The organism is Acinetobacter sp. AS167, assembly GCF_037152175.1.
Taxonomy (GTDB): domain Bacteria; phylum Pseudomonadota; class Gammaproteobacteria; order Pseudomonadales; family Moraxellaceae; genus Acinetobacter.
The window spans coordinates 135,552-148,050 of record NZ_JBBCMP010000009.1 but is presented as its reverse complement, the minus strand read 5'-3'; the positions used below and the strand labels follow the sequence as shown (position 1 = coordinate 148,050).

The following is a 12,499-nucleotide window of genomic DNA, read 5'->3' as shown; positions in this document are numbered from 1 at the left end:
GAGAAAATGATACAAACAATTTTAAGCTATGCATGGCAGTACATCACAAATCCGAAACTGGTGATTGCGCTTTCGATTCTGGTTGCGATCGTTTCTTCATATAGTGTAGTACCGCGTCAGTACTTCTTTATGATGGTTGCAGCTTACATTCTTGGGTTGGTGATTTACGGCATCTACTGGTTGATCCAGCGTCGTAAACATGCAGAACAAGGTGAAGCATTGGCTGAAGCGATTCAACAAGACACCACTGCTGAATATGGAAAACAAAAAGATAAAGAAGAATTAAATCTGATCAATCAGCAGATGAAAGATTCGATCCAATTGATTCGTAAGTCTAAATTGGGTGATAAAAGTGGTAACGCAGCACTCTATGAGTTGCCTTGGTATATGGTGATTGGTAACCCTGCTGCGGGAAAAAGCTCGGCAATTTACCATTCTGGATTAAAATTTCCCTTTGAAGAGACCCATCAAAAAGTGGTGTCTTCAGGACTCAGTGGTACCCGAAACTGCGATTGGTTTTTCTCAACAGAAGGGGTATTGTTGGATACTGCTGGTCGATACTCTGTGTATTCAGAAGACCATTCAGAATGGTTAGGCTTTTTAAACATTCTGAAAAAGAACCGCTCTAAAGCGCCGATCAATGGCTTAATTGTGATTGTTAGTGTGGCTGAGTTGGTTAGTCAAAGCCCTGAGAAATCGATCAAATTAGCGAAAAGTTTAAGAGCGCGTATTCAAGACTTAACTGAACGTTTAGAAATTTTTGCACCTGTTTATTTGGTCTTTTCTAAAATGGATTTGATTGCAGGATTCACTGAATTTTTTGAATGTTATGAATCTGCTGAGTTTGATCAAGTTTGGGGCGCAACCTTACCTTATGACTCTGAATCATCACAGAATGCTGTGGAACATTTCGAGAAGCACTACAATATTTTATATGATGGACTAAAAGGGGTCAGTACCACCCATTTAAGTCGCCGTCATGCGCAAAATATTTCGCCAAGTGTGATGACTTTCCCACTTGAATTTAAGACTTTAAAACCTGTATTAAAAACGTTTATTGGTACTTTATTTGAAGAAAATCCGTATCAGTTTAAACCAGTCTTCCGTGGCTTTTACTTTACGAGTGCTTTACAAGAAGGCGTGATAGAAAGTCCGATGACGGAACAGATTGTTGATGATTTTCAGCTGACTAAAATCCCCAATAGTGAACATGGTATTCCACAAAATTCAATTTCTCAGAATCATGGCTATTTCTTAAAAGGGCTATTCTCAGAAGTCATTCTCAAAGATAAAAACCTAGTTAAACAACATATTAACCCGACCACAAAACGTAAACGTTATTTGGCGTTTATTGCATCATTATTAGGTGTTTCCATTATTTTGGGTCTATGGGTATGGTCTTATCGTAATAATCAACAATTGATTGCAGATGTTCAGGCCGATTTAAATAAAGTTGTGCAAATGGAGCAAACTTCAGGTCAAGAGCTTTCAACCCAAATCGATGCTTTACTGATTTTGCAACAACGCTTAGAGCAATTGGATGATTTTGATCAGCATCGTCCATTGAAATTTTCATTTGGTTTATATCAAGGCAATGACTTAAAAGAAAAATTAAAAGCTGAATATTTAAAAGGTGTGAAACAGATTGTTTTAGCACCAAGTCAGCAAAACATTGCGCAATATCTACAACGTGTAAAAGGCAATGAGCAGACGCTTAAACAAAATCATGTCAATGTTGAAATTAAGCAAGCGTCTTCGACACAAATTGCATCAGAACCTTCTGATACCAATCCGCAAGATGCTTACAATGCGTTAAAAGCCTATTTGATGATGAGCAATCCACAATATATGGATGCGAGTCATTTAAGTGACCAAGTCACTCGCTTCTGGCGTTCATGGCTAGATACCAATCGTGGGCAAATGCCACGTGGAGAAATGATTCAAAAAGCTGAAAAAATATTGAGCTATTCAATGACCTTAGCCAATGATAAAAAGTTTCCAGTGTTAGAGTCTGATGCGCAGTTGGTAGATCAAACTCGTCAAGTATTGCTTTCTGTTGTACGAGGGATGCCTGCCCGTGATCGCGTTTATAATGAAATTAAAATGCGTGCGGCGGTTCGATTCCCAGCTGTGACCGTGGCCCAAATTGTTGGTGAAACCAATCGGAATGTCATGCTGGGTGGTTATGCATTGCCTGGTATATTTACCCAAAAAGCATGGGATGAATATGTCGATAAAGCCATTGAAGAAGCTGCGAATAAACCCACGGATACCAAAGATTGGGTGTTGAATAGTACCCAGTCAGACGATTTAACTTTTAGTGGTAGCCCTGACCAAATTCGTAAACAGTTAACCCAGTTGTATAAACAAGAATATATTGCTGAATGGAAAAAGTTTATTAATGCCACTCACTATGCGAAAGGGCCTGATTTTGTTCAACAAGCTAAGGTCATGGATGTATTGGGTGAGCCACAAAACTCTCCAATCCGTACCTATATTGACCGTGTTGCAAAAGAAACCAGTTGGGATAATCCAATTGTTCAAGCTGAACTTGCTGCGCCACAAACCGGATTTGTTGCTTGGTTTAAGCGTAAAGTTTTAGGACAAGGTAAAACGGATGATATCCAACGTGCATCGAATCAAGCACAAGGGCAGATTTCTCAACAATTCCAAGTATTCTACCAATTGGTTCGTAAACGTGATGATTTACAGAACAAATCACTGCTAGATGATTATTTACAGAATATGGCACAAGTCAGAAGTAAATTGAATGATCTACGTAGTGCAGGTGACTTTGGTCCAAATGCTTTGGCCCTAGCAAAACTTACTATTAATGATCAAACTTCAGTTTTCAACACCACTCAAAAAGTTGTTGATGAAAAATTGACGGTAGGTTTAGGTGAGTTGGATCAGCAAATGGTTCAGAAATTGTTGGTGAGCCCGTTAACCCAATCTTTTGATAGTTTGTTGACTCCAGCACAGGATGAAATAAATAAACTCTGGACCTTGCAAGCTTTCCAACCGTTTAGCCAAACACTTTCACAAAAAGTGCCATTTAACTCATCTGGAACGATTCAAGCGACCAGTAGTGAAATTAGTCAAATTTTTGGTGATAACGGTAGCATTGCTAAATTTGTAAAAGAAACTCTTGATCCATTTGTTATTCGTCGTGGTTATACATTGTCATCGAAGACATGGAAAAACATGGGGATTGGCTTGAATCCTGAATTCGTTATGAATTTTGAGCAATATACTACGCCAATTAATGGTGCATCTGCTGGAGCAGCAGGGGGTGCGCCGGTTGCAACCAATCAGTCAAACTTCCAATTCTATCCGATCCCTAACAATAAATTATTGTCCTATACCATTGATATTGATGGACAGCGTTTGGTTTATGAAAATGGCATCCAACAATGGGTCAACTTCATGTGGCCAAATCCTGGTGCAATACCAGGAGCACGGATTACGGCAATCGATTTAGATGGACAAACCCATACTATATTTGATGAGCCGGGTGAATACGGAATCAATAAATTAATCGATAGTGCACAACGTAAGTCATTGAATGGAAGCTTTGAAATGACATGGGCAAGCAAACAAAACAGTGATTTGTTTGTGAAACTTCAATTCCGTTTAATTAGTGGTAATGCTTCAAATCCAATTGGTTCTAATCGTGGCTATGTTGGATTAAAACTGGTTGATCGAGTCACAAGTCCTAAAGCACCATTGGTTGTTGCAGCACAGGCAGCGCCTGTTACCGTAAGTGCAAACTCACCAGCGGCTTCACCATTTGGCGGTGCGACTGCACCGGTAGCAGCTGCACCTAAGCCTCAGACAACCGCACCAGCAAGCTCAACTGTAGCACCTGCTGGCAATGCGGCAAATGCTGCTGGAAAAGGAGTGGCTCAATGATTCAAGGAAACGATTTGACGCGAGGGATTAAAGTATGCAAACGATAAAGTCTACACCGTTGTATTATGGAAAATGTCCCGCACGTGGTGATTTTCTGAAAACAAAAGGGCAATATTCATTGATTCAAGTGATTGATCAATGGATTACGGAAGCTTTAGAGCTTGCAATGCGAGAAGAAAATTTTAATCAAGCTTATGAATCATTAGCGCCTTTAGACTTCTTTATCGCAAACCCTAAGGAAAGAATGTTTCTTGCGGCAAATATGGTGACCAGTGAAGACAGTTCTGGTCGTCAATTTCCAATGGTCTTAAGTCAGTTATTAGAAGTTGATCATCCTTTTCAAAACTTACTCTATGCGCCGTTTAAATATAAACCGGTATTGATTGATTTATTTCAAAAAAATCGAAGCATCCGAACCATTCGTGATCCTGAAGTATTGATCAATAAGCTGGGTGAAATTGATCATGAAATACAGGTCTTGCCTGAATTAAAAACGCAGGACTTTTTTGAAAATCATACCATGCATTCATTTGCACAAATGATGAAGATCACGCCTTATGAGTTGGCGCAAAGTATGCTGGGCTTGGGCTTGTTACTTCAGCCTGTGCTTAAACACGGTACCAGTAAGTTATCTAAGGTACTTATTTTACCAATTAATAATCATAATTATTGCTATGAAATTGCCGCGTTTTGGGTCAACTTAATCGGACGCTTTTTAGAAAAAAGTAATACAGAGATCTTGATTGGTATTCTTCACCAAGAGTCTCCAATTTTATTATTTGGATTCCAAGGGGCAGATATCACGGCTTTAAGTAATATTTTCACTCAAAATATGCAAAATGATCATTGGGTATCTTTGGTCAAACCACTATGGATTGATGCCTATTTGGAACAGAATGCAGGTCTAGCAGCGCTTGAACAGTCTTTATGCGAACGTCAATTGAGTCTGGTTCAAGGCATGAAACTTTTTAGACAAACATTTATAGATGAATAATGATATGAAAAATAAACAAGTCAAAATATTGAAAAAATTTGCGCTTATTTCTAGCTTATTTTGTTCATTCAATGTGTTTGCTGCACCGATTGTGGTGGAAGGTGCTGTGCCGAATGACATGACCAAACAAGCAATCTTGGCGAAATTAAAAGCGGTTTATGGTGATGATCAGGTTGTAGATAAAATCCAAATTCGAGCCGTATCCGCACCAAATGGCTGGAGTGATTCGGTTACACGTGTGATTACCCCAGATCTAAAGAAGATTAGCCAAGGTAAGCTCTCTGTACGAGGTACTCAAGTTGAATTGGTTGGAAAAATGGGTGTACAAACTGATATTCAGCCAACCACCAGTTTATTCCAATCCTTAGTTCAGCCACCTTATCGCTTTAATTCTCAAATTTCAGTGAATGCTGCTGAGCAATCTGTGATTGATAATGCACTAAAAAATCGAATTATTGAGTTTGAATCTGGCAAAGCCGTACTTACCCCAACAGGTACACAAATCTTAGACGAGATGGTGGTTGCATTAAATAAAGTGCAAGGTAAAAATGTTAAAATTGTGGGTCATACTGACAGCCAAGGTAATCCACAGAAGAATCAGGATTTGAGTTTGCAACGTGCTGAAGCGGTGAAGCAGTATTTAACTACGAAAGGCATTGCACCGACTCGTTTAAGCACAGCTGGTCTGGGTTCAACCAAACCTGTTGCTGATAATGCAACGGATGAGGGTCGTAGAAAGAACCGCCGTATTGAGTTCGATGTTTTATAAGTTTTATTCAATAACAAAACAATAAAAGGTAGGCACTATGGCACTTCCATATATCACGTTAGGATCACCCACGACAGGTGGGGGAAAAATTATTTCTGCTCAGTCTTCTTTTCTGATTGATGGTAAAGCGATTGCATGTGTAGGCGATAAGGCGACTTGTCCCAAACATAAGTGTGTCGCCAGCATTGTTGCAGGTGATAATCATATGTTGGTGATGGGAAAGCCCGCTGCGCAGCATAATTCACCTTTATCTTGCGGATGTAAATGTATTGGTGATCAGTCATTAACAGTTGGGCAAAATTAAATTGTTTAAAGTATAAAAAAAGCCCCATCATCCTGACGGGGCTTTTTCATATTGGTTCGCTAGGTAAACTCCTGTTCTACCTCACTTCCTGATGTACAGACCGATTATTATTGTTTTACGTCTGGGAAACTTCCTGTTCCCTATGTCAGTAGAATAGGGTATTTGCTTAAACTTACCTAGCCGTCAATGCATGCAAGTGATGTAAGCTAAAGCGTACAATGTGATTTTAGACATTGGCATATTGGATGAGTTTGTTTACCACAGACTTGACTGCTTTATTATCAAACTCATTTCCCTCAAAGGTCTCACTCTTACCACGTTGCCCAATATCTCGCAGTTCAATAACTGCATTGGAGTCAATCATACCAATAAAAGCGCAGACTTGTTTGATTTGATCAATTGAACGTGAACCGTTGGTACCACCATAGCTGACAAAAGCCGAAGGTTTGCGCTGCCATTCTTTATAAACGAAGTCGATGGCATTTTTCAGTACAGGACTATAGCCATGATTGTACTCTGGTGTAATGAAAATAAAGGCATCGCCAGAAGCAACTTTTTTTGCCCATTCTTGCTGTTTGGGCTGATCATAGATTCCTGAGGCGGGTGAGTTTTTCCCAGCAAAGAAAGGCAAATCCCATTCTTTTAAATCTACAATTTCAACATTGAGGGTACTAAAGTCGAGTTTTTGGATTTCTTTAAGTAACCATTCTGCGACTTTGATCGCAACACGGCCATCTCGAATACTGCCCACGATAATTTGGATATTCATTTATTTTCATCTCTATTTTTCTATTAAAACATTATGAGCAATCGAAGTTATAGGTACAGTAGTGATTTGTATATGATTTTAAAATTTTGAGTTAACAATAAGATTGATCAGGATTTGAATTTCAATTTTAATAAGAAAAATTTTTAATTCTGAATATATATGAAAGACGATATTGCATTGATTATGGCTTTACCCAATGAATCTAAAGGGTTGTTTGAGCAAGCAGGTATCACCGTCCACTATAGTGGGATTGGCAAGATCAACGCGGCCTATACTGCATTTGATGTCATTCAGAAAACTGGCTGTAAAACCATATTAAACTTAGGGAGTGCCGGTAGTTCTTTCTTTAATGCTCATGAGTTGATTGAAGTAAAAACTTTTGTGCAACGCGATATGGATGTTTCTCCACTCGGTTTTGATGTGGGGGTTACACCAATGGATGAGTATTTGCCAAGCGAAATTCATTTAGAATCGTATTTTCCACATTTAGCACAGGGTGTTTGTGGTACAGGTGATAGTTTTGAAACAGGAAAACCCAAAGTGACCTGTAATCTAGTCGATATGGAAGGCTACGCATTAGCTAAAGTCTGTAAAAAACTAGATGTGCGGTTGGTTTCGATTAAATATATTACTGACGGTGCAAATGACACAGCACATTTAGATTGGGAAGATAATTTATTATTGGGTGCACAAAAGTTGTTAAAACTATATCAGTCTATTTATTAAAGACTTAGTTTGTGTGAATAATAGAAAAAGTTTAAATTTGAGTCTTGGCGACCATAGAACTCTATGGCCGTTTGCCAAAATAACCAATATGTCTATTGGATGATTAATTGCGCGGTAACACACCATATAAAGTCATATGGATGGTATGTTCAATTGCGCGTTGACACATACTTTTATTACGCAAAGTTTTACCAGTAACCATTTCGATTTGAGTGCTAAAGTCTGCATAATTTTGGGTCAGGGCCCAAATATTAATAATCAACAATTCAGCATCGATTTGATCTGATATTTTACCTTGCGCCTGCCAGTTTAAAATAACTTTGGCTTTGCGTTTAAAGAGCTTTTTAAGCGGGCCTTTTAGGATCGGTAAAATATGTGGTGCACCTTGAATCACTTCTAACGCGAAAAGCTTTGAAGCTTTTGGCTGAGTTCTAGAAATTTCGATTTTGGTCATGATGTAATGCGACAATGCTTCTGTCGGTTCCAATTCTGACTCAAGCGATTGCAACGGTGCTAACCATTTCTGCATAACTGTCGTTAGCACTTCAACATATAAGGCTTCTTTATTTTCATAGTAGTAGAAAATATTGGATTTATGCATATCTGCTAACTGAGCGATTTCATCTAGACTTGCGCCATTGAAACCATAGACAGAAAATACATCAAGTGCAGCATTGAGCAGCTGCTGGCGTTTTTGAGCACTCTTTTTTTGTTCCATCGCATCTTTAATCGAAAAACTGATTATTAAATTGTACGGTAAAATGTTTGATTTGTGCACAGAAAGCAGCATTATTTTGGTATATTTCTGATAAATAATGATGAAGTTTTATTATTAAGTCGATCGTAGATCCCTATTATATAATTTTGCACTAAACTGGAGCAAATCTTATATTAAAATTATGTCAATTATGACTTAATATTTAAATTTTGTGACATTTTTTAGTATAAGGTTAATTTAAAAATTAAATAATTTTAAATAGCATTATTTAATTTTCATTTAAGAAAATGCGCTTGCTTTAAAATATTCAAATTATTTTTAATCAATAGAAACAGTTAAAAACTTTAACATGTTTATGACAGCGAACATTTTCTATGCGATCTAAACATCCCAATCTAAAAATTTAATTATTCAAGATCAGGAACATGTCGCGCAAGGTAAATCTGCAAGGGCAAAAATATTTTGATGCAATACCTTGCGTTGTTGTTCATGTTGCAAGCACAGCGCTGAGAACTTGTTGTTCGAGTTCTGCAAATGCCACCCCTTTTTGACGCGGACGAGGCAAATCGACTTGAAACTGTTGGGCAATATGACCTTTATCCAAAAGAATAATACGATCTGCGAGTTGAACAGCTTCACTGACATCATGAGTAACAAGAATGGTGGTAAAACCTTGTTCTAACCATAATTTTTCAATCAAACTCTGCATCTCTAGTCTTGTTAATGCATCTAAAGCACCTAAAGGTTCATCCAGTAATAAGACCCGCGGTGTATGTGACAAAGCACGAGCAAGCGCCGTTCGTTGACGTTGTCCACCAGAAAGCTGTGATGGCCAAAGTCCAGATTTCTCCTTTAATCCCACCTTTTCTAATAATTGCTCAGCCTTAGAAAATTGGTTTTTGGCTAGACCCAATTGCACATTTTTTAGAATACTTTTCCATGGCAATAAGCGTGGATCTTGGAACATCACCCGAATATCATCTGCAATGATCCCTTCACGGAAATTTAATAAAGATTTAAATTTGATTTCACCATAACTGGGTTGTTCTAAATCGGCAATTAAACGCAGTAGGGTACTTTTACCACAACCACTACGTCCCACAATTGCAACAAATTCACCAGCTTCAATGTTTAAATCTAAGTCCTCAAGAACTTTAACTTCACCATAATATTTATGCAGTTGTTCTATCGAAATTTCTGCACCAATTTTTGCTTGTTCTTCCTCAACAATCTCGGTTGTTGCCACCAAGTCATTGGCATATTGGCTAATGCTTAAATCGGTCATATCAGACTCCTATTTTTGATAACCTGCGTGCCAACGCAATAGGTATTTTTCTAGAAATTGTGCAAATACATCTGCAAGTTTGCCTAAAAGGGCATACAGCAAGATACCCACCAGCACGATATCTGTTTGTAAAAATTCACGCGCATTCATGGTCATATAACCAATTCCAGATTGTGCGGAAATTGTTTCTGCCACAATCAGTAGTACCCAAACCAACCCCAGTGAAAAGCGTAAACCCACTAAAATTGAAGGCATTGCGCCCGGTAAAATAATTTCTTTATAAAGTTGCCATCTGCTTAATCCATAGCTTTTTCCCATTTCAATCAATTGAGGATCAACTGAGCGAATTCCGTGATAGGTATTGATATAAATCGGGAAAAAGACACCGACAGCCACTAAAAATAGTTTTGCAGACTCATCAATTCCAAACCATAAAATAACCAATGGAATCAGGGCCAATGCTGGAATATTTCGGATCATTTGCAAGGTGGTATCCAGTAAATTGGATGCCACTTTTGATGAACCATTAAGTAGTCCTAAAAATAAGCCGAGCCCACCACCAACGAAGAGGCCAAGTAGCGCACGACCAGCACTAACTTTGACATGTTGCCAAAGCTCACCGCTGACTAAAAGTGTCCAAAATGCAGAGACTACCGCTGTCGGTGCAGGTAAAACACGGCTTTCAAGTAGCCCCGTTTTAGAGGCAATTTGCCATATGACTATCAGTAAAATCGGCACAAACCAAGGCAGTAAACGCTGCCCGATTTGTTTAGTTCCACGTGAAACTGCGTTGCTTTTGGTTGGAGCAGCATTTTTAATTATGGCATTCATGCAGGCTCCTGTAACGGTTTTTTATTTTCTTCAGGTGTGTAGTTGTTGGCTACGATTTCACCAAATGGTCCAGTCAAATTAGGTTGTGTGAGTTTCTTACGTGTTTCCAATGGCAGTAATGGGAATACCAGTTCAGCAAAGCGAATGGATTCTTCCAAATGTGGGTAGCCTGAGAAAATAAAGGTATTGATGCCTAAATCGGCATATTCTTGAATGCGATCTGCAATAGTCTGAGGATCACCGACTAAAGCAGTACCCGCACCACCACGAACTAGTCCGACCCCTGCCCAAAGATTTGGTGATACTTCAAGCTTACTACGATCACCATTATGTAGCTCAGCCATACGGCGTTGCCCGACAGAATCCATTTGTTTAAATTTTTTCTGTGCAGCTGCAATCGTCGCATCATCTACATATTGAATTAGTTCATTGGCAGCTTGCCATGCTTGCTCATTGGTCTCACGAACAATGACATGTAAACGAATACCATAATTAAGTTGACGACCTTTAGTCTCGGCTTTGGCTTTCACCACTGCAATTTTTTCTTTTACTGCAGCAGGTGGTTCGCCCCAAGTTAAATAGGTATCAACTTGCTCAGCAGCTAATTCAATCGCATCTTCAGAAGATCCACCAAACCAAAGTGGTGGGTAAGGCGCTTGAATGGGTGGATAAAGTAACTTAGCATCGTCTACACTTAAACGTTCGCCATGAAAGGTAAATGATTCACCCGTATGTGAGCGTTTTAAAATTTCACGCCAAATCGTGGTGTATTCAGCTGCTGTTTTATAACGTGAAGCATGGTCTTCGTATACGCCATCACCTTTCAATTCTTGCTCATCGCCGCCTGTAACGAGGTTGAGTAAAACCCGACCATTGGATAGTCGATCAAAAGTTGCAGCCATACGTGCTGCAAGCGCTGGTGTTGTTACGCCAGGACGTAACGCAACCAAGAATTTTAGATTTTTAGTCGCATCAATCAAGCTCGCAGCAGTAATCCATGGATCTTCACATGAACGTCCCGTGGGAATGAGTACACCTTCATAGCCCAGATTATCCACAGCTACAGCAATTTGTTTCATATAAGCATGGTCAACTTGGCGAGCACCTTTGCTTGTACCTAAATAACGACTGTCACCGTGAGTAGGAATAAACCAGAAGATTTTCATTTCATTCATCCTTAGAAAAATATTATTTCACTGTCCAAACCGCTTGTTTGATATCTATGCTGTTTGGAATAATTTTGAGTTCGCTAAAACGATTGGCCAGCTGTTGCTGATCTGCAATTACTTTTGCTGAAAGTGGTGCTGCACCAGAAGGTCTTGGGCGTCGCTCAATAAAAGTTTGACTAACTTTTGGTTTTAAACCGGTGCTTTGTCCGATGGCTTGCGCTGTTGCGACACGATTGGCTTGTACCCATTTATCAGCAGTATTAATTTGCTGGATAATGCCTTTAACTGCTTGAGGATATTTCTTTATAAAATCTGGTGATGCCAAATAGAAGGTATAATTCGGACTTAAACCCTGTCCTGAGGCGAGGATACGCGCCTGATCTTCTACTTGTGCAGATGCAAAGAATGGATCCCAAATTGCCCAAGCATCGACAGCACCTTTTTGAAATGCAGCACGGGCATCAGCAGGGGTTAACCAAATCGGTTGAATGTCTGACCATTGCAAACCAGCTTTACGTACAGCTTGTACCAGTAAATAATGCGCACTAGATCCTTTCTGCAACGCAATGCGTTTACCTTTCAATTCATTGAGTTTGGTAATTTTTGAATCTTTAGGCACTAAAATTGCCGAAGCCAATGGCTTGGCTGCTTCATAGGCAATGTAGTACAGCGGTTTATTCGCGGCTTGGGCATATACTGGTGGGGTATCACCAGTGACACCAATATCCAGAGAACCTACAGCAAGGGCTTCTAAAATTTGAGGACCTGCAGGGAATTCATTCCAAGTGATTTTGGCATTTGGGAATTCTTTCTCATACAATTTCTGTTGTTTGGCGATTGCAAAATTAATAGAACTTTTTTGAAAGCCGATACGTAATTCTTTTACCGTTGGATCGATTGCCCACACAGAGGCTGAACCCAGCATTGCGCTACAGATCAACATAGTGGTCATGGCATGAGTCGTTGCATTGAACCATGATGATGTGTTTTGTTGCGCGATTTGCTGGGTCATATTGATGTCC

Annotated in this window: 10 protein-coding genes and 2 pseudogenes; 6 read left to right on the top strand and 6 right to left on the bottom strand. The window is 39.3% G+C overall.

Going from position 1 to position 12,499, the window contains the following annotated elements; translation table 11 throughout:
* Window positions 1–6: 6 nt before the first annotated feature.
* The 5 genes and pseudogenes from tssM to WFN33_RS15115 all read left to right on the top strand — a co-directional run bounded on the left by tssM (window position 7) and on the right by WFN33_RS15115 (window position 5,979).
* Complete coding sequence (gene tssM, locus WFN33_RS15130) at window positions 7–3,912, top strand: type VI secretion system membrane subunit TssM (protein WP_336953846.1); 3,906 nt, start codon at window positions 7–9, stop codon at window positions 3,910–3,912.
* A 34-nt stretch (window positions 3,913–3,946) separates the two neighbouring features.
* A pseudogene (tagF, locus tag WFN33_RS20450) lies at window positions 3,947–4,343 on the top strand (type VI secretion system-associated protein TagF); the annotation flags it as partial.
* A 71-nt stretch (window positions 4,344–4,414) separates the two neighbouring features.
* Window positions 4,415–4,906: pseudogene (locus WFN33_RS20445) on the top strand (type VI secretion system-associated protein TagF); the annotation flags it as partial.
* 4 nt (window positions 4,907–4,910) lie between these two features.
* Window positions 4,911–5,675 (top strand): OmpA family protein, encoded by a 765-nt coding sequence (locus WFN33_RS15120; RefSeq protein ID WP_419328489.1) that lies wholly within the window; start codon window positions 4,911–4,913, stop codon window positions 5,673–5,675.
* Between the two features lie 37 nt (window positions 5,676–5,712).
* Complete coding sequence (locus WFN33_RS15115; protein WP_004723549.1) at window positions 5,713–5,979, top strand: PAAR domain-containing protein; 267 nt, start codon at window positions 5,713–5,715, stop codon at window positions 5,977–5,979.
* 226 nt (window positions 5,980–6,205) lie between these two features.
* Here WFN33_RS15115 and WFN33_RS15110 read toward each other — a convergent pair whose 3' ends face one another.
* On the bottom strand, window positions 6,206–6,748 hold the full coding sequence (locus tag WFN33_RS15110) for an NADPH-dependent FMN reductase (RefSeq protein ID WP_336953843.1): 543 nt from the start codon (window positions 6,746–6,748) through the stop codon (window positions 6,206–6,208).
* A gap of 159 nt (window positions 6,749–6,907) precedes the next feature.
* Between WFN33_RS15110 and WFN33_RS15105 the strand changes: the two genes are divergently transcribed.
* Window positions 6,908–7,474 carry a 5'-methylthioadenosine/S-adenosylhomocysteine nucleosidase family protein gene (locus WFN33_RS15105; protein WP_336953842.1) on the top strand — a complete coding sequence of 189 codons (567 nt, stop codon included), beginning with the start codon at window positions 6,908–6,910 and terminating at the stop codon, window positions 7,472–7,474.
* Between the two features lie 103 nt (window positions 7,475–7,577).
* On the opposite strand, the gene WFN33_RS15100 is transcribed toward WFN33_RS15105, so the two are convergent.
* The 5 genes from WFN33_RS15100 to WFN33_RS15080 form a co-directional block, all read right to left on the bottom strand.
* On the bottom strand, window positions 7,578–8,192 hold the full coding sequence (locus WFN33_RS15100; protein WP_016539535.1) for a TetR/AcrR family transcriptional regulator: 615 nt from the start codon (window positions 8,190–8,192) through the stop codon (window positions 7,578–7,580).
* Window positions 8,193–8,679: 487 nt separating this feature from the next.
* Entirely contained in the window at window positions 8,680–9,477 is a 798-nt protein-coding gene (locus WFN33_RS15095; RefSeq protein ID WP_336953841.1) for an ATP-binding cassette domain-containing protein, read from the bottom strand.
* Between the two features lie 9 nt (window positions 9,478–9,486).
* Entirely contained in the window at window positions 9,487–10,308 is an 822-nt protein-coding gene (ssuC, locus tag WFN33_RS15090) for an aliphatic sulfonate ABC transporter permease SsuC (RefSeq protein WP_336953840.1), read from the bottom strand.
* Window positions 10,305–11,474, bottom strand: coding sequence for an FMNH2-dependent alkanesulfonate monooxygenase (gene ssuD, locus WFN33_RS15085; protein WP_336953839.1), 1,170 nt, complete (start codon window positions 11,472–11,474; stop codon window positions 10,305–10,307). Before ssuD ends, ssuC begins: the two co-directional genes overlap by 4 nt.
* A 22-nt stretch (window positions 11,475–11,496) precedes the next feature.
* Window positions 11,497–12,429 carry a sulfonate ABC transporter substrate-binding protein gene (locus WFN33_RS15080; RefSeq protein WP_336953860.1) on the bottom strand — a complete coding sequence of 311 codons (933 nt, stop codon included), beginning with the start codon at window positions 12,427–12,429 and terminating at the stop codon, window positions 11,497–11,499.
* Between the last annotated feature and the right edge of the window lie 70 nt (window positions 12,430–12,499).

Coding starts and splice junctions, on each gene's coding strand:
- tssM (WP_336953846.1), top strand. CDS start 7: ATGATACAAACAATTTTAAGCTATGCATGGCAGTACATCACAAATCCG.
- WFN33_RS15095 (WP_336953841.1), bottom strand. CDS start 9,477: ATGACCGATTTAAGCATTAGCCAATATGCCAATGACTTGGTGGCAACA.
- WFN33_RS15115 (WP_004723549.1), top strand. CDS start 5,713: ATGGCACTTCCATATATCACGTTAGGATCACCCACGACAGGTGGGGGA.
- WFN33_RS15105 (WP_336953842.1), top strand. CDS start 6,908: ATGAAAGACGATATTGCATTGATTATGGCTTTACCCAATGAATCTAAA.
- ssuD (WP_336953839.1), bottom strand. CDS start 11,474: ATGAAAATCTTCTGGTTTATTCCTACTCACGGTGACAGTCGTTATTTA.
- WFN33_RS15100 (WP_016539535.1), bottom strand. CDS start 8,192: ATGGAACAAAAAAAGAGTGCTCAAAAACGCCAGCAGCTGCTCAATGCT.
- WFN33_RS15120 (WP_419328489.1), top strand. CDS start 4,911: ATGAAAAATAAACAAGTCAAAATATTGAAAAAATTTGCGCTTATTTCT.
- WFN33_RS15110 (WP_336953843.1), bottom strand. CDS start 6,748: ATGAATATCCAAATTATCGTGGGCAGTATTCGAGATGGCCGTGTTGCG.
- ssuC (WP_336953840.1), bottom strand. CDS start 10,308: ATGAATGCCATAATTAAAAATGCTGCTCCAACCAAAAGCAACGCAGTT.
- WFN33_RS15080 (WP_336953860.1), bottom strand. CDS start 12,429: ATGACCACTATGTTGATCTGTAGCGCAATGCTGGGTTCAGCCTCTGTG.